General features: G+C 35.6%; 16 protein-coding genes. 1 reads left to right on the top strand and 15 read right to left on the bottom strand.

What is annotated here, in order from left to right; genetic code table 11:
- Positions 1-34: 34 nt before the first annotated feature.
- The 4 genes from CVU84_10815 to CVU84_10800 form a co-directional block, all read right to left on the bottom strand.
- On the bottom strand, positions 35-1,027 hold the full coding sequence (locus CVU84_10815; GenBank protein PKM94549.1) for an oxidoreductase: 993 nt from the start codon (positions 1,025-1,027) through the stop codon (positions 35-37).
- A 49-nt stretch (positions 1,028-1,076) separates the two neighbouring features.
- Positions 1,077-2,366 carry an acyl-CoA reductase gene (locus CVU84_10810; GenBank protein PKM94548.1) on the bottom strand — a complete coding sequence of 430 codons (1,290 nt, stop codon included), beginning with the start codon at positions 2,364-2,366 and terminating at the stop codon, positions 1,077-1,079.
- Positions 2,359-3,513, bottom strand: a complete 1,155-nt coding sequence (locus tag CVU84_10805) for an acyl-protein synthetase (protein ID PKM94547.1) — start codon at positions 3,511-3,513, stop codon at positions 2,359-2,361. The genes CVU84_10810 and CVU84_10805 overlap by 8 nt, the downstream gene beginning before the upstream one ends.
- A 91-nt stretch (positions 3,514-3,604) precedes the next feature.
- On the bottom strand, positions 3,605-4,012 hold the full coding sequence (locus tag CVU84_10800) for a hypothetical protein (protein PKM94546.1): 408 nt from the start codon (positions 4,010-4,012) through the stop codon (positions 3,605-3,607).
- A gap of 278 nt (positions 4,013-4,290) precedes the next feature.
- Between CVU84_10800 and CVU84_10795 the strand changes: the two genes are divergently transcribed.
- Positions 4,291-6,021: a sodium:proton antiporter gene (locus tag CVU84_10795; GenBank protein ID PKM94545.1), complete on the top strand. Its 1,731-nt coding sequence runs from the start codon at positions 4,291-4,293 to the stop codon at positions 6,019-6,021.
- 162 nt (positions 6,022-6,183) lie between these two features.
- Here CVU84_10795 and CVU84_10790 read toward each other — a convergent pair whose 3' ends face one another.
- The 11 genes from CVU84_10790 to CVU84_10740 all read right to left on the bottom strand — a co-directional run bounded on the left by CVU84_10790 (position 6,184) and on the right by CVU84_10740 (position 16,461).
- The gene (locus CVU84_10790; protein ID PKM94544.1) at positions 6,184-7,278 is read right to left on the bottom strand and encodes an aminotransferase; all 1,095 of its coding nucleotides are present in this window, start codon (positions 7,276-7,278) and stop codon (positions 6,184-6,186) included.
- Between the two features lie 40 nt (positions 7,279-7,318).
- On the bottom strand, positions 7,319-8,737 hold the full coding sequence (locus CVU84_10785) for an o-succinylbenzoate--CoA ligase (GenBank protein ID PKM94543.1): 1,419 nt from the start codon (positions 8,735-8,737) through the stop codon (positions 7,319-7,321).
- 15 nt (positions 8,738-8,752) lie between these two features.
- Entirely contained in the window at positions 8,753-9,508 is a 756-nt protein-coding gene (locus tag CVU84_10780; protein PKM94542.1) for a 3-oxoacyl-ACP reductase, read from the bottom strand.
- A 20-nt stretch (positions 9,509-9,528) separates the two neighbouring features.
- Complete coding sequence (locus tag CVU84_10775; GenBank protein PKM94541.1) at positions 9,529-9,768, bottom strand: acyl carrier protein; 240 nt, start codon at positions 9,766-9,768, stop codon at positions 9,529-9,531.
- 21 nt (positions 9,769-9,789) lie between these two features.
- Positions 9,790-10,428 (bottom strand): sugar acetyltransferase, encoded by a 639-nt coding sequence (locus tag CVU84_10770; GenBank protein PKM94540.1) that lies wholly within the window; start codon positions 10,426-10,428, stop codon positions 9,790-9,792.
- Positions 10,388-11,893 carry a flippase gene (locus tag CVU84_10765; protein PKM94539.1) on the bottom strand — a complete coding sequence of 502 codons (1,506 nt, stop codon included), beginning with the start codon at positions 11,891-11,893 and terminating at the stop codon, positions 10,388-10,390. The genes CVU84_10770 and CVU84_10765 overlap by 41 nt, the downstream gene beginning before the upstream one ends.
- Before the next feature lie 15 nt (positions 11,894-11,908).
- Entirely contained in the window at positions 11,909-12,808 is a 900-nt protein-coding gene (locus CVU84_10760) for a glycosyl transferase family 2 (GenBank protein PKM94538.1), read from the bottom strand.
- Positions 12,809-13,192: 384 nt separating this feature from the next.
- Entirely contained in the window at positions 13,193-14,002 is an 810-nt protein-coding gene (ppk2, locus tag CVU84_10755; GenBank protein PKM94537.1) for a polyphosphate kinase 2, read from the bottom strand.
- A gap of 137 nt (positions 14,003-14,139) precedes the next feature.
- On the bottom strand, positions 14,140-15,045 hold the full coding sequence (locus CVU84_10750; protein PKM94536.1) for a serine/threonine protein phosphatase: 906 nt from the start codon (positions 15,043-15,045) through the stop codon (positions 14,140-14,142).
- Positions 15,046-15,479: 434 nt separating this feature from the next.
- Positions 15,480-15,860 carry a hypothetical protein gene (locus tag CVU84_10745; protein PKM94535.1) on the bottom strand — a complete coding sequence of 127 codons (381 nt, stop codon included), beginning with the start codon at positions 15,858-15,860 and terminating at the stop codon, positions 15,480-15,482.
- Between the two features lie 244 nt (positions 15,861-16,104).
- Complete coding sequence (locus tag CVU84_10740; GenBank protein ID PKM94534.1) at positions 16,105-16,461, bottom strand: dinitrogenase iron-molybdenum cofactor; 357 nt, start codon at positions 16,459-16,461, stop codon at positions 16,105-16,107.
- Between the last annotated feature and the right edge of the window lie 57 nt (positions 16,462-16,518).

The following is a 16,518-nucleotide window of genomic DNA, read 5'->3' as shown; positions in this document are numbered from 1 at the left end:
ATAGGAATATTCTACGAGGTCAGCGTTAGGTAATTTATCTCAATTCTGCCATTCTATAACTTCTAAGAATATCATCCATCACTTTATTCGTTCTAGCACCACTTATCCCGTTGCTTGGGCAAGTTCCATTACCGTTAAGCTCATCAACAATTGTTTGAATAAGGGGTTGTTGTATATGAATTGGATTATCAATCGAAAACTCCGTTTTTCCATCCTCGTTGATTAACTCGATAGGTTCTTTACCAAAGGTTGAAAATTTTATTTTCCCCTTACTTCCAACGATTTCATTCATATCATAATCAGCAAACGCTGTAAAACACCAGGTTCCAACACCATGAATTCTTGAACCAAACTTTAGACTTGCAGTAACCATATCCTCAGCTTTATATAGCCCCCCTTGATTAGATGCCATACCTAGTGCTTCATTTACTGGTCCTAAAATATAATCCAGAACATCCAAGGTATGTGAGGCTAAATCCATAAACTTACCTGCCCCTGCAAGCTCTGGTATGACTCTCCAGGGTCTTGTTGCTTCAGATAATTCGTCGATCCTAGGCTTCTGGTATAAGGTTATGTTTACAAAACATATATCTCCTATCTTACCTTGATCAATCAATTCTTTTATTTTAATAAATCTAGGCAATGCCCTTCTATAATAAGCCACAAACAAAGGTACCTTTGCTTGCTGACAAGCGGCTATCATGGCTTCACATTCCTCGAAATTTCTTGCCATAGGTTTTTCAACATATACTGGCTTTCCAGCTTTGGCACAACGAAGCGCGTATTCCATATGAAAGGCAGGTGGTGTCGCAATATAGACTATATCCACTTCTGGATCTTGAATCAGTGCATCCGCGTCATCATACCATTTTTTCACCTCATGACGTTTGGCATAATCTTGTGCTAAATTCCCTTGTCGTCGCATAACAGCAATCAACTCAGAGTTCGTAGCTTTTTGAAAGCCTGGCCCACTTTTCACCTCTGTTACATCACCACAGCCAATAATTCCCCATCGAATCGTTTTCATCATTGAGTTCTCCTTTTATTTCATAGTTACTTTGCTCTTTAATATGCTGTTAAATAGATACCTTATTAACTATTCTAACATAGTTCCTCAACGAGTATACCCCATCATGAGGCTCCCCACTATAGTTTTTTGACATAGCTTCACAGGAGGTAATTCTATGAATACCTGCTGTATAGAAGATCTTTGATAATTCCTCAAATTCTTGTTCTTCACAACATAATCCTACCGTTTGAAGATGCCCTTTATGAGCTCTTAACAGTTTAAATAAATTTTCTCTTTTTATTGGCATTACCCAAATATTACGAAAAAGTGGTGATGCCTTTAATCCAGGATTATAATCAACCATTACACCAAATGTATTGTTTTCATCAGTAATTAATCTTTTTAATTGTAATAACTCCTCCATTTTAATGAGCTCTTGTATCCAGGTAATTTGTGCCTGTATTTCTAACGGTCTATCTTGTACTAGATATTGACCTGCAATACTTTCCATATGTTGAGCCAATTGATTCGCAAAATGATCAACCTCACGTCTATCATCTGTTTCATAAAAAACACATTGCGGAGAACTACAATATAACTGATCTGATATGCATATATTCCTTGCTAATCCAGCTAAGTTTTTTCCAATACTTTCATTATTTGTAAAGTATGCAAAGCTCAAACGATGCCCCCATTCAATTAAAGGTAATCTCGGTGGTGTTAGTTGCCTAATTGCCTTAATTGTTTCATCTGATCCCCATACAACAACGGCATTTGCTATCCCAATAAGCTGGCAGATAACCTCCTTATCCTTAGATGAGACATCTAGAACATATATGTACGGTTTTAGCAGAGGTTCTATCTCGATGAGCCTCATTAGTAACATTGAGGACAAGCCACCTTCGTTTTCAGGTAGCTTTAAAATATTTATATTTCCAGTAAGTAGTCCTTCTATTACACTGAAAGCTGAAAGTCCCAAAGCATTTCCTGCTCCGATATGCACAATGACACCAAGTGGATGCTCTTTTTCTTCTATACCTTCGACCACCTTTCTCCATGTAAATGGGTTTTCTCTCAGTTCTGTATGTACTTTTTTTAATAACGCATCCTTACTCAAACTATCAATAGCCACTCTAACATATTCTTCGACTGCCCATTTCGAAATGCCCAGTTCAATTATCTTATCTACAACCTCTACTTCTTTCATTTCCTTTGACAAAGTATTTGCTGCTTCGATAACCTTTTCCGGCATTAAGGGATTTCTCAATAGATCCTTTTCAATTTGAGACTTCATCATATCTAGCTTATCCACGAAGTCTTGCTTGGAGATTTTTTCACCCCTATATATATTATTCATTTTCAACCCCCTTCATATACTCTGAAGCAGCAACTGCACAGCTTCTGGTTTTCGCTGTTCCTACCCTTTCAATGACTTCAAAATAGGGTGTTGTAATTCCACAGCCACATTCCATACCATTTTTCAATACAGCCATATCTCCCATTAGAATTGAAGATATTGGCACTGAAGAAACCAATGGACTGATAAAGCTTAAGAACCCAGGTTGATCAAAGTCTAAAGGCTCTAAGGTTTTTACATCACGTATGATCACTCTACTCCAAATGGGTACATGCATATGGTGATTTTCGCATTCTGGGTAAGCGACACTATGCTCAACCGCACTGTAAAAATCACGACAGTTCCTTTCAGGAATACCAAGAAGCTCCTCAACCATTAAATACAACTCATCTTTATCAATTATCATGTCATCATATTTCTTCCAGCCACCACCCGTAAGCACTATTGATTTTTCATTCAATTTCAAGGGCTTCCTACCTGAATCCTGTATCATCTTTAACATCATATATAGGTACGAAGGGAATCCAAGTATTCTAACAGGGAGCCTTTGTTTATCAAAACGATTTAACGCATTTATAATTCCAAAATAATCTATTTCATATCGATCTCCAAGAGGCTTTAACGCAAATACAATTTCTTTTACAGGAGCAAATCGAGTTATGCCAAGAGCAATCTTTACACTACCCATGTCATTGCCTTCTATAGGTTCATATCCTAAAATAAGATAATTGGTTGGAATAACTGAAATAAAACCATGATACTTAATCGCCTTAATAGCCATTTTAGTGCCAAGTCTGACCGATTCGCTGTCGAGGAAAATTTGACTTTTTTGTCCTTGGGTTCCTGATGAGGTTGCATGGATTTTAATCTCTTCTTTTTTTACGCTTAGAACCTCGTAGTATTTGAAAAATTGAGCTGGTATCAAGGGTATCTTTGCACAATCTTCAATGGACTGAATGCTTTCCACACTAAAACAACGAGTTTTCAGCAATTGATCGTAAAAGCTACAGTTCATGCGATGGTGGTTAATTGACTCTTTCATTGCTGCTATAAATAATGCTTCACTACCTGCATGATCATAGATTTCACGGTATGAAAACAACTTCTCCCTTGCCTTCAAATCAATTCCCCCATTTCGTATATTCATAATATACCTTATGAAATAATACACTTAAATTAATCTGTTAAACACTATAAAACCTAACCAACTGCTACACTACGTAACATTGTTGGCTATTTTATATATTCGTCTCTTCTTTACAGTTTAGGCATATGTTTCTATGAATACATAGCACTTCACCACAGTTTTTACATTTCCATTTTTCACTTTCATTCATAATAAATTCACTAAAACCGTACTTGCTAATACTAGTTGAATTCTCGATTAAACTTACATGATAATTTTCAACATACCTTTTCTCAAGTTTTCTTATCCTTGAGCAAGGAAATTTATGACATTCATAACAATATGTAAACTCTGAACGATTATGTTCATCACAAAACTTAATACTACATTTATTACAGTGCGCTTGTTTATTCGTACCTAAACTCAGACAACCACAGCACTTATTTTTTTCTCTTAAATATGCAATACACACACCACAATTCATTCCACAAGGAGCAATTAATTCTTCACTAAATTTCATATCAACATCCCCTCCCTCTCTTTGATAAAGTTACATTTATTCATTTAATTATACTACTGTATCTTCCTAAATTGAAGCACAATATGTTTTCTTGCTTTGCAAGTGCCTCCTTATGAATTTTCAGTAGTTATGATTCTTAATAATAAATCAGGTTTGTATTTTTCTTATTAGGGATTTTTATTAACAATCGTTAACTTGAAATGAACTAATCGTTTACATTTTTCGCTATTTGTTATAAGATTATTTAGAATGAAAAAATGTATGTGGAGGATATTTTTATGAACAAGAAGACTTTGACCAAAGTAACGTATTTTGTTTTGGCCGCTCTAACAATAATCGCTTTTTTTGTTTCATCTCGAGTAACGGTTAGCGAAACAACACCTCTTTGGCAAGCATTAGGGGCTTGGACCTTGATTCCACCTTTGGTTGCTATTGTACTTGCCTTTTTAACAAAGAATGTTATCATTTCACTCGCTGCTGGAGTTTTTTCAGGTACGATGATGGTTTCCTTGGTTGGTGGTACTAATGTCTTTAAATCAATAACTGGTGCTTTTACTTTGATGATAAAATCAATGGTTAATTCTATGGCAGATCCATGGAATGCTGGTATTTTATTACAGGTTATGGCCATTGGTGGTTTGATTGCTTTGGTCTCAAAAATGGGAGGTACTTTTGCGATTGCTGAAAAGCTTTCTCAAAAAGCCAAAACAGCAAGAAGTTCACAATTTATTACTTGGATATTAGGTCTCTTTGTGTTTTTTGATGACTATGCAAACTCCCTCATCGTTGGTCCTATTATGCGACCTGTCACAGATAAGCAACGCATATCAAGAGAAAAATTAGCCTTTATAGTCGATGCTACCGCAGCTCCTATCGCTGGAATTGCAATCGTATCAACCTGGATTGGGTATGAATTAAGTCTAATCCAAGAAGAACTAACAGCGCTATCTATTACGAAAAGTGCATACGCCATTTTCTTAGAAACCATACCTTTTCGTTTCTACAATATTTTCATACTAGCTTTCATTGTCTTTTCTATTGTTTTATTAAAAGAATTTGGTCCAATGTACAAAGCTGAAAAAAGAGCAAGAACTACTGGAAAGGTCATTGCAGATGGTTCTACTCCTCTTGCTATTGGCGAAAATATGGATATTAAACCAATCGCTGGTATGAAGACAAATATTTGGAATGCTATTATTCCTATTTTTGTTCTTATGGCGGCTTCTTTACTTGGTTTTTATTTTAATGGCTATAATGCTTTAGATGAAGCTAGTTTAGAGCTTGTGAATAGCAGTCCATTTTCCTTAACAGCTATCAGAATCTGCTATAGTAGTTCCGATGCCTCTGTTGTATTATTTATGGCTGCAATGCTAGCAGGAATTGTTGCAATTGTAATGGGTGTTTTTCAAAAACTATTTACCATTAAAGATGGAGTGGATACCTGGATTGAAGGTTGGAAGTCCATGATCATTACTGTTGTTATTTTATTGCTTGCATGGTCAATCGCTGATGTGATTAAAAACCAACTTGATGCAGATATGTATTTAGCAGACGCCCTAAAAAATACCATTCCCGCATTCATTATTCCAACTATAATTTTCCTTCTCGGTTCAATCATCTCCTTTGCTACTGGGACAAGCTATGGAACTATGGGAATTTTAATGCCCTTAGCTATACCTTTGGCAAATAGTGCTTCTGGCGGAGATATGAACCTGATCACTTTAAGTATTGGTGCTGTTTTAACTGGAGCAATCTTCGGTGACCACTGTTCACCAATTTCTGATACAACAATTTTATCTTCTATGGGTTCTTCTTGTGATCACATTGATCATGTGAAAACCCAATTATTATACGCTGTTGTTGTAGCGATTATCTCTATAGTCTTTGGCTTCTTACCGGCTGCTCTAGGTGTTTCCTCACTAATTACCTTACCTGCAGGTATTCTAGCAACTGGTGCAACGCTCTTCATATTCGGAAAAAGTGTTGGAAACAAAGTAAGCTCAAGCTAAAAGATCGCCATCTAGAATTGTAGCTACATAGTTATGCCCCATTATAAAGTAACGCGTGATATCAAATGATATCACGCGTTTTCATTTACTAGGAAAGCATCTTCCAATAAACAAGTAGAATCTTCTCTATTGAATAGGACTGCCTGTTACAATAATGAATCTCTACTTTAAAATAATTTCACAAATTCTATCGACATCCTCCAGAGACAAATCAGCATAAAGTGGCAATGTTAGTATCCTTTCAGCAATATACTGCGCAACTGGCGTTTCTTTAACATCAAATCTATCTTTATAACACTCAAACGTATTTGTAAGTGGATAAAAATACTTTCTCGCATAAATATTTTCATTTTCTAGCGCTGCACAAACCTCATCCCGATTGCTTGTAAAGCCATCAAATACAGCTGGTACAAAAGCATAATTATGCTTTACGCCTGGTTGGGGTTTTATCAACCTAATGCCCTTAACACCACTCAATCGTTTAACATATCTTGCCACAACAGTTTTCCGTTTCTCAATTTCTTCATCAACATTTCGAAGATTGCAAATTCCCATTGCTGCTTGGAATTCATTCATTTTACAATTACCACCAATACCTTCAACCGACTCCGGACCAGTAATGCCAAAATTCTTTAAGTTATCTAACAATTTAGTGAGCATAACATCCCTAAATGTAATTGCTCCCCCTTCAATCGTATTGAATACTTTTGTTGCATGAAAACTAAACATCGAGGCATCTCCGAAACTGCCAACCCCTATACCGTCAACAGTAACCCCAAATGCATGTGCCGCATCATAGATTACTTTAAGATCATATTTCTTTGCTATTTTTTCAACTTCATTGACATTGCATATGCTCCCATATACATGAGCAGGAAGGATTGCAGACGTCTTATCTGTAATAAGACCTTCTAGCTTTTGTGTATCAAGGGTATAGTCATCTGGATTAATATCACAAAACACTGGTTCCAAGTCATTCCTTACAATAGCATGTGTTGTAGATGCGAAAGTAAATGGTGTTGTGATCACTTCTCCTGAAAGGTTAAGGGCCGCTATAACACACTCCAAGGCCATATGACCATTTGTAAAAAGTGTCAGATTTTGAGTGTTCAAATACTTTGATAATTCTGCTTCTAATTGTATATGCTTTATACCATTGTTCGTCAGCCAGCGGCTTTCCCATAAGTCTTTAATCTCTTCTATGTACTCCTCAAAATCCGGCATTGAGGAACGCGTTACTTGGATTGCTTTCATCATAAAGAATACCTCCTAGTATATCCTGCCTCATTCGTCTCATCTAAATAAGAATTTGATCATACAAAGTTTCTAATTTCTTATATAAAGTTTTCCCTGCATCATTTTGTGGTATCTCATTTATAAAACGTATTTCAAATGCCTTTGTATAAATGCCTGTTTTTTCAGCTATGTACTTAAATACGCCTTCCTGCTTATCTTGATCGGTGATAAATATGGTCATCTTTTCATCATTACCCATGCATGCACAATCTATATCAAAAGCTTTTTTAACCAAGTGCTCTATTTCATCTAGACTCACACGAAGACCATAAAGCTTTAAAAACCTGTTCAGACGTCCAACAATATAGTAGCACCCATCAGCATCCCGTCGAGCTATATCCCCCGTATATAATACGCCATTTCGCTCGTCACCCCTCACCAAATCATCTCCATCTTGGGCATAACCTAAAGTTACATTAGGACCACGGTATACCATTTCTCCAACAGCTTCCATTTCTTCAATTTCTAATCCATCATCATCAATCAGTGAAAGATGGCCATTTGGTATCGCACCACCTATGCTTCCAATTTTTATTGTTGCCAATTCCGCAGGCAGATAAGCCATTCGTGCTGTTCCTTCAGTTTGACCATAAGTTGCTATGAACTTTTTTCCCGTCCTCTTAGCAAATTCAGAATATTCTCTAAACAAATCTTCTGATAATTTACCCCCACCTTGGGTAATCATTTTTAAATAAGGTAATTTCATTTTAAAAAATCTTAATTTTTTTAAAACTTCAAAATTATAAGGGACCCCAGTAAAACTCGTAGCATTATGTTCTTTGATAAATTCCCAAAATTTCTTTTCCGTCATTGCTAATGTTGTCAATAAAACTGTAGCTCCAGCATATAGATGACTCGTTACCACAGAAAGCCCCATTGTATATTGCATAGGCAATAAGGCAATGCCACAATCAATTTCATCGAGTTCAAAAAAAGCAGCAACATTCTGAGCGTTTGCTTGAATATTAGAATAGCTGTGACGTACGAGCTTTGGGCTACCCGTTGAACCCGAGGTCATAAGCAGAAGCGAAAGATCATGGTACAATTCATAAGTTTGAAGGCCTGTTTTACAAAGCACATATCCATATTGCTCATAAACTTGCATATAATTAAATTCTTGATTATACCGTTTTGGCATCCAAATATATTCAGGTCTATATAGATCGATCAAAAACCTTAACAAACTCCTATCCAAGTCGCACTTAATCAAAAGAGGTACTACTTTCTTATCAAGACAAGCTACATATCCCGCCATAGAACCGATGCAATTCTCTGACAGGTTAAAGATTAATGTCCTTTTTCCAACTCTCAAATAAAAATCTTCAACAAAATCACAGAGTTCTCCATAGGAAATTGAGCTTCCACTGTCATCAATAGCAGCAGTTGCAAAGCTTTTCTTCTGATCTAATTTTAGAAACATCTCTTATACCATCCTCTATAAAATTGAACAACCATCTACTCCCAAAATTTGACCCGATATGTATTCTGATAAATCCGATGCTAAGAAAACACATGCACCTGCTATATCCTCAGGTTTGGCCAATCTTCCCATTCCGATATTAGAAATACGCTCCTTTAAATGCTCCCTGTCGAATTCCCTAACCATATCTGTATCTGTTAGACCTGGTGCTACAGAATTGACTCGTATATTCTTAGGTGCGAGTTCTTTCGCTGCAGATTTGGTCAAGGCTATAACCGCACCTTTTGTTGCTGAATAGACCAACTGCCCTCTATTGCCCCTTAGCCCGACTACCGATGATATATTGATAATACTTCCACCTGTCTGATTTGACATAATCCTAGCTACAAATTGCAATAAGTTAATCAGTGCGTAAACATTCACTTCAAACATTTTCATCATACTCTCATGAGAAATCATGCCAATTAATTCACCAATTTCTACTGCTGCATTGTTGACGAGTACATCAATATGCCCTTGCTCCTGCTTTATTTTCATAACAGCTTCTTTTGAAGCTGCTGTATCTGTAATGTCAAAGTACAATGGGACAACAACAGTATGATAACGTTCTGAGTTCTCCTTGGCCCACTCATCAATAGAGCCATTGCCTCGTGCATTCGCATAAACGATGGCACCTTCCTTGGCAAACTGTTCTGCGATTGATCTACCTATACCCCTACTTGTTCCTGTTATTAGGCAGACTTTTCCTTCTAATAATCTTGAGTTAGACATTCCCACTTCCTCCAATAACGCTATAATTCAATACCATATTTAGCCAATAAATGCTTTCCCTTTTCGTATGAATTAAATTCCAATATATCATCTGTATCTAACATCATATCAAATTCATCTTCCAAGGCTGCTATAAGGCTTAGGTGTCTGATTGAGTCCCAATTGCTTTTATAATCAATTGTAAAATCATTATTTAATTCTGTTACCTCTACGTCAAAAACCTCTATAAATATACTGTTATATTTTTTTACATGATCCATTTGCTTGTCCCCCTACTACTTTCATTTTGGTTTACTGATTACCCTTGCTGGATTACCAAATACCTTCGTTCCACCTATCACATCACGATTCACAACACTACCCGCACATACAAAAGCATCATCGCCAACTTTTATTTCAGGAATGATTGTTGCACTACTAGCGATAAATACACGTCTACCAATCTGTACATTTCCTGTTATACAGCACCGTCCACAAATCGTTGTATAATCCTGAACTTTTACATCGTGAGCAACACCTGACATAAGATAAACAAAATTTCCAAGTTTTGCATTCGCCTGTACATAAGTGAAAGGACTTATGATAACACCTTCTCCAATTTCACAATAATCACTAATCTGTGCTGTTGGATGTATCAGATTAACAAATTCTGCTCCACGTGCTTTGAGTTTCATAACTACGGCTTCTCTTCCCTTAGGTTCTGCAATAGCACATGTAAATACCTCTTGATCACTTGGATGCCAGTCTTCAATGGTACCAATAATATCAAAGTCTCCATTGGTTAGTTTTTTTATATCCAACCCACTATCTGCTATGAATCCCTTGATGTTCCACCTAAGCTTTTCTCTATTCATATCCTTAGCTAACTGCAATACTACTCTAGCTGCATTTCCGGCCCCCACGATGATCAAATTTTTCATTTTTACACCTCTCCTGCTTTCTTTCCCAAAAAAATTCTTTTATTGTATCCACCAAATATCTGTAACACTCTAACTTGAAAACATGGGCCATTCCAAGATATAATACTGTTCCTATGCTCAACTGAAGAATAAGTGTTACCCAAGCATTCCAACCGATAAAATTTATTGCATATATAATTACGCCCATTGTTATGGATAGTAAGGTTGAAGGCATAATATCCAACCACTGTTCCTTAAAACTATAGTTTAATAATTTCCTATTCGGGAATGAATTTATAAGCGTAGAAACAAAAGATACTATTGGTTTAAATGCAATCATGACATAAATGCCGAAAGGAATGCTTACACACAACACGGCTACACCAAGACACTTTTTAATAATTTCTAATTTCAAAAAAATATCACTTCGCCCGAGTGCATTAATTGCCTGCAAATTAGCTGTGTGTATGGGCCAGAAAGCATAGGATATGCACATGAGCTGTAAAAAAGGAACACAAGCTAACCATTTGTCAGTTAGCAATATCCTCACCAAAGGGTGGGCACATACCGCCAAGCCTACCATTGCTGGAAATATGATAAAGGCACTCGTTACAATAGACCGACGCACCATTCTTTTCACTCTATCTTTATCCTGTTGATGTGCTGCAAGTGATGGTAGTAAGACACTTGAAATAGTACCATTTATGTTTGTTACAATCATATTAGGAAATTGATCACCTCTGTTATAGTATCCCAGCATCTGCGCATTATAGGTCCTCCCTATGACCAGCCCATAAACATTGTTGTATACTGTCTCGAGCAAAGATGAAACCAAAAGCTTCCATCCAAATGCAAAAAGGCTTTTGACTCTGGCTAAAGAGAATTGAAATTTAGGTTGCCATTGCACTGTAAACCATAAGATACTCGTAACCACAAAGCCATTACTGAGCTGTTGTCCAACCAAAGCCCAAACGCCAAATCCCATAAAAGCCATAGCAATGCCCACAACTCCTGAAATGATGATCCCTCCTAAACTACTAAAAAAAAACCTTTTAAACTGCATGGTTCTTGATACTATAGCCATTTGTATGGCGTTCATCGCACCAAAGAATAAAGTTAAGGACAATACCCGAAGAACGAGAATGAGCTTAGGTTCCTTATAAAAAGCTGCTATAAGGGGTGCAGAAAAAAATATAATGATATACATCACAATGGCCACTGATAACCCAATATAGAATACTGAATTAAAATCCAACTCGTCCACATCTTTTTTTTGAATTAAGGCGGTGCTAAAACCGCTTTGTACAAAAACATTTGCTATGGCTATAAAAACTGTAATCAGCGCAATTAACCCGTAGTATTCTGGTAGCAATAATCTTGCTAAAATAATTTGAACTATAAATTGTATTCCTTGGGTTCCTCCACGCTCCATCAGTTTCCAGAAAAGACCGTAAAGGATTGTGTTTTTCATATTAAGAGCATTCATAAAGCCATTTCTCCTTTACACGATATTCTTAATTTTTCTCCACAATATACCTGCAAAGGGGATGTATTGTCCAATAAGGTTTTTCATGTACAAACAAATTTCTTGTTTGATAATATAATTCCTAATTTCCTGTGTATACGCATAATTTGCAAATTCGTCAATTTCATATAGCATTGTTTCAATCCTTTTATTATGTGTACGCTTCTTTTCGGGATTTGCTTCTAGCTTACTACTCCATGAACCAATCGACAAAACACGATAAGCAGACATGCATAAATCGATATATTGCACATTGCCATATAAGGATAGAAAAATTGCTAATGGATAATCTCCCACTGGCGCTTTTACGTAAAAGTCAGGAAGTTCCTTCACTAGCTTTGTTGGAAACATCATAGAATTTGTAGCAAATGCACTACCTCCACCACGAATTACATCGTCAGTTTTATATTCCCTGTCGCCTACATTCGGTCTAATATAACCGATATTTTTTAGATCATTTGAAATTTTTTCGGCCATATGCGTACACAAGCTACAATTGGCATGTTTTTCCATAAATTCTACTTGTAATTGTAATTTATTTACATCTGTCCAATAATCATCTCCTTCACAAAGGGCAATGTACTTTCCCTTTGCTCTTGGGAAATTAAATGTTAGGTCGATTTTTACACCTTTAGAATACTGATTTGTTTTTTGGTATATTGATTTAATAATACCTGGGTACTTTGTTTCATACTGCTTAATGATTGCTGCTGTTTGATCTGTCGAGGCGTCATCATGTATTAATATTTCATATTCAAAATCCGTTTTTTGCATTAAAAAACCTTCCAATGTTTCTGAAATATACTTTTCTTGGTTGTATGTAATACAGCATATGCTCACCATTATTTCTGTCACGGTATTACCCCTTTCTTTCATCAATTCCTTTTTAAATACCTCCCAGTGTATTCTTTCATATAAAAATCCCCAACTAAATCTCACCAAAAAACTATTATTATTGTATAAGTTTACAAACGTTTTGTCAACTTGTTAATTATAAAATTATATTACATTGTAAAATTTATTTAAATTAAGTTGTATAAAACTGTAATTATTTCAAATATCGACAAAGTTATTGTATTTATGTCAAATTATTTTTATTGCTATTTTTCCAATAAAATTCATTATAAAAGCTTCCAAAGTCTTTACAGACATTGGAAGCTATGTGATATTTATTATTTATTTTTGTGTTACTGTTTTGCGTTATTCAATATCATAAGATCAAATACACGCTAAAGAAATTCAGTTAGTCCTGAGGCTATATTAATTATTTTTTAATAGTTTTTTAGTAATATCAGGCACAAATGTCTGTTCATCCAATGGTGGACGAATATAAGCTTCGTCATTTTGTCGATTGGGCAAAGAAATTTTTTCTGGAGTCAAATCTTTATAAGGCACTAAGCTTAATAAATGGGAAATACAATTGAGTCTTGCATGGGTTTTAATATCTGCATTTACCACATACCAAGGAGCTTGTTTGATATCTGTATACTCGAACATCGCATCCTTAGCCTTTGAATAGTCCACCCAGTATTTTCTAGACTCGAGATCTATTGGGCTAATCTTCCATCTCTTTGTTGGATCATTTATACGATCTTGAAATCTTTTTTCTTGTTCTTCATCACAAACTGAAAACCAATACTTAATAAGGATAATACCCGAGCGAACCAACATTCTTTCAAAATCAGGACAGCTTCTTAAAAATTCATTGTATTCGACATCACTACAATATCCCATTACTTTTTCAACACCTGCTCTATTGTACCAGCTTCTATCAAATAGTACCATTTCACCAGCAGCAGGTAAATGGGTTACATACCTTTGAAAATACCATTGAGACTTTTCCTTTTCAGTCGGAACACCCAACGCCACTACTCTACAAACACGAGGGTTTAAATTTTCAGTGATTCTTTTGATCACACCACCTTTACCCGCAGCATCTCTACCTTCAAAAATTACCACTATACGTAAGCCATTAGCTTTGACCCATTCTTGTAGCTTAACCAATTCAATTTGAAGCTCTTCTAGCTTTTTTTCATAAACTTTTTTATTGATTTTGTTTTTATCACCCATAAGGTACCTCCCTTTCTCTTCTCCATAAATGTATATTAATATATTACCATAATTTCCATATGTAGACTACAGTAGATTTGCTGATTGGTTTTGTAAATTTAATTAAATGTAATTTTATGCCTGCATGTACGGTAACATCATTTGTCATTTTTAAAGATGAATATATCCTCTAACATCCTTGGGCCTGCTATCATTTCTCTACCTACGTATAATGTACCATCTAGCTTTGTTTTTACTTGCCATTTTACAAGTAAAATGTAACCCTCTGTAATTTCAATTGCTATGATGCCTCTTGGGTGAACACAGCTTCCATCATTAAAATATGGAGGATCAGCCACCTCTGGGAATACAGGTTTGTGGGTATGTCCTGCTATTAGCATTTGTTTATTTCTGATTACCCAATCTCTTAATTTCTTCTCAACCTTCCACTTAATCTTGTAGTTTTTTGCGGCACTTGTTGGATCATTAACACCAAATATTTCGAGCCTTCTCCATAGATGTTTCACTAAAAATCTACTTAATCTCCATAGTGTACTATTTAGAAAATCAGCTTGATGTCCATGAACGAGAAAAATTCTATCCCCAGTAATGCTATGCTTTAGCACTAACCCTTCGTGAATCTTAACATTTGGAAACAAGGGATAGTACTTTTGTTCTCGTTCATAGAAAAAATAATGTAGGTTTTCTTCGATATAACTTGTGTTTTCTTTGACAATATCATGATTTCCAAAAACCATATGAAGCCTACCCTTTTCATAAAATTTAGTTAGAAGCCAGAATACGTCTTTATGAATATGTATAATGTTAGAAATCTTACTATTTTCCCATAACTCGTCCCCATCCCCAAGTTCTATATAAGTAAATTTTTCACGATAGTAGTGGGTTAAGGCCGCAACATAGAGGTTTTGATTCTTAGAAAAGTCATCCGCCCAACTCCCATCACCTCTATGACAATCGCTCATAAGAACAATTTTTGAGGAGTCGTCAAAAGGAATTTCATCTGAAGATTCGAAAATGTTTGATAAACGGTTAAATACAGACATGGAACGTTCCCCTTTTTGTCAATGTTACAAAACCTCCGCATTCGCTACGGTCTCGTAACCGAATGCAAGTTTCCTTGCACATCGGTTAAATGGGTTTTATACTTCATTCTATTCTAACTGTTGCCATTGGGTTAATAATAAGGTATACAAAGAAAGCTAGTTATGCGTATATGCTTAAACACTAAAAAAAAGCCCTATAGGGCTTCACATAAATTAACGAAACAGAGATAAAAGCATTTTTTCTTCTATATTAATACTAAAGGCAGTAAGTGTTCATTTTTCGCTAGACCGGCCGAAGGGTAAGGCCAGAAAAATGAACACTTACTGCCAATAATGAATACACTTATCAGAAAAAATGCTTTTGTCGACAGTCTGAAAAGCCCTATAGGGCTTCATTTCTATATATGAAGTATTGATTGTATAAATTCTATGCTCTACTTAGTCTCCCCATTCTCTTCCTCCATTAAATGTCTTCTCTTATGACACCCTGCTCTTTTACATGGAAACTCATCACCAAAATCACTACACAATTTATAATCTCCGCCCTGAATCTTTAGTGATTTACCATTAATTAGGCTATCTGCTATTTTTTTTCTAGCATCATCATAAATACGTTGAACTGTAGATCTAGCAACACCCATTGCATTCGCACATTCTTCTTGATTATGGCCTTCATAATCCATCATTCGGATCACTTCATATTCTTCAACTGTCATACATACATCTTCATTTTGAAGTTCATTCTTATTCAATGGTCCATATAGTGTGACCTCTGGTAAGCAACAAACCCTTTTGAATTTTCTAGGTCTTGCCATATATTACTATACCTCCTTGACATAAGCTGTCTTCTGATTTAATACAACAAATGCCTAATCAATCTTTTAAGTCATTATACCATGTTTTAATCAACTATCAACAGCTAAAGCTAATCAGACTTATAACCATTACTCATTTTATTAACATGCTTTTTTAACATTGCTTTTCATTAAAAAAGCAAAATGGTGTAAAACAGAATATTATTTCAAATTTACACCCAATATGAAAAATCCGCTACCTTATTTAATTTTCACATTCATCCTGATGATGATGTTCGTGACATACAGAGCCAGTAGATTTAAGCGCGCCCTGTAAATAGAGTTCAGCTACCGCCTTTACACTTCCTTTTGCACCAGTGACAACCTCGATACCTTTTTCATTGAAAATTTCAACGGCTCCACCGCCCATTCCACCTGAAATTATGACGTTTACTCCTCTATCACTTAAGAAAACGGGTAAAAATCCTGGTTTATGTCCAGGGTTTGGTATACTCACGTTATTAATAATATGTTGCTTTTCAGTCTCAAAAATACTAAAGCTCTCACAATGTCCAAAATGCTCTGTTACCATTCCTTTATCACTAGCTACTGCAATCTTCATTTTATTTCCTCCATATTTTTCATAATTTCTTTATAAAATCTTTACAATCCTTCAAAA

This window comes from Firmicutes bacterium HGW-Firmicutes-1 (assembly GCA_002841625.1).
Classification (GTDB): Bacteria; Bacillota; Clostridia; order Lachnospirales; family Vallitaleaceae; genus HGW-1.
This window is presented reverse-complemented; position numbering and strand designations above follow the sequence as displayed.

What these genes read in the sequence shown, in the direction of transcription:
- CVU84_10815 (PKM94549.1), bottom strand. Translation starts at nt 1,027, where the DNA reads ATGAAAACGATTCGATGGGGAATTATTGGCTGTGGTGATGTAACAGAG.
- CVU84_10810 (PKM94548.1), bottom strand. Translation starts at nt 2,366, where the DNA reads ATGAATAATATATATAGGGGTGAAAAAATCTCCAAGCAAGACTTCGTG.
- CVU84_10805 (PKM94547.1), bottom strand. Translation starts at nt 3,513, where the DNA reads ATGAATATACGAAATGGGGGAATTGATTTGAAGGCAAGGGAGAAGTTG.
- CVU84_10800 (PKM94546.1), bottom strand. Translation starts at nt 4,012, where the DNA reads ATGAAATTTAGTGAAGAATTAATTGCTCCTTGTGGAATGAATTGTGGT.
- CVU84_10795 (PKM94545.1), top strand. Translation starts at nt 4,291, where the DNA reads ATGAACAAGAAGACTTTGACCAAAGTAACGTATTTTGTTTTGGCCGCT.
- CVU84_10790 (PKM94544.1), bottom strand. Translation starts at nt 7,278, where the DNA reads ATGATGAAAGCAATCCAAGTAACGCGTTCCTCAATGCCGGATTTTGAG.
- CVU84_10785 (PKM94543.1), bottom strand. Translation starts at nt 8,737, where the DNA reads ATGTTTCTAAAATTAGATCAGAAGAAAAGCTTTGCAACTGCTGCTATT.
- CVU84_10780 (PKM94542.1), bottom strand. Translation starts at nt 9,508, where the DNA reads ATGTCTAACTCAAGATTATTAGAAGGAAAAGTCTGCCTAATAACAGGA.
- CVU84_10775 (PKM94541.1), bottom strand. Translation starts at nt 9,768, where the DNA reads ATGGATCATGTAAAAAAATATAACAGTATATTTATAGAGGTTTTTGAC.
- CVU84_10770 (PKM94540.1), bottom strand. Translation starts at nt 10,428, where the DNA reads ATGAAAAATTTGATCATCGTGGGGGCCGGAAATGCAGCTAGAGTAGTA.
- CVU84_10765 (PKM94539.1), bottom strand. Translation starts at nt 11,893, where the DNA reads ATGAATGCTCTTAATATGAAAAACACAATCCTTTACGGTCTTTTCTGG.
- CVU84_10760 (PKM94538.1), bottom strand. Translation starts at nt 12,808, where the DNA reads ATGAAAGAAAGGGGTAATACCGTGACAGAAATAATGGTGAGCATATGC.
- ppk2 (PKM94537.1), bottom strand. Translation starts at nt 14,002, where the DNA reads ATGGGTGATAAAAACAAAATCAATAAAAAAGTTTATGAAAAAAAGCTA.
- CVU84_10750 (PKM94536.1), bottom strand. Translation starts at nt 15,045, where the DNA reads ATGTCTGTATTTAACCGTTTATCAAACATTTTCGAATCTTCAGATGAA.
- CVU84_10745 (PKM94535.1), bottom strand. Translation starts at nt 15,860, where the DNA reads ATGGCAAGACCTAGAAAATTCAAAAGGGTTTGTTGCTTACCAGAGGTC.
- CVU84_10740 (PKM94534.1), bottom strand. Translation starts at nt 16,461, where the DNA reads ATGAAGATTGCAGTAGCTAGTGATAAAGGAATGGTAACAGAGCATTTT.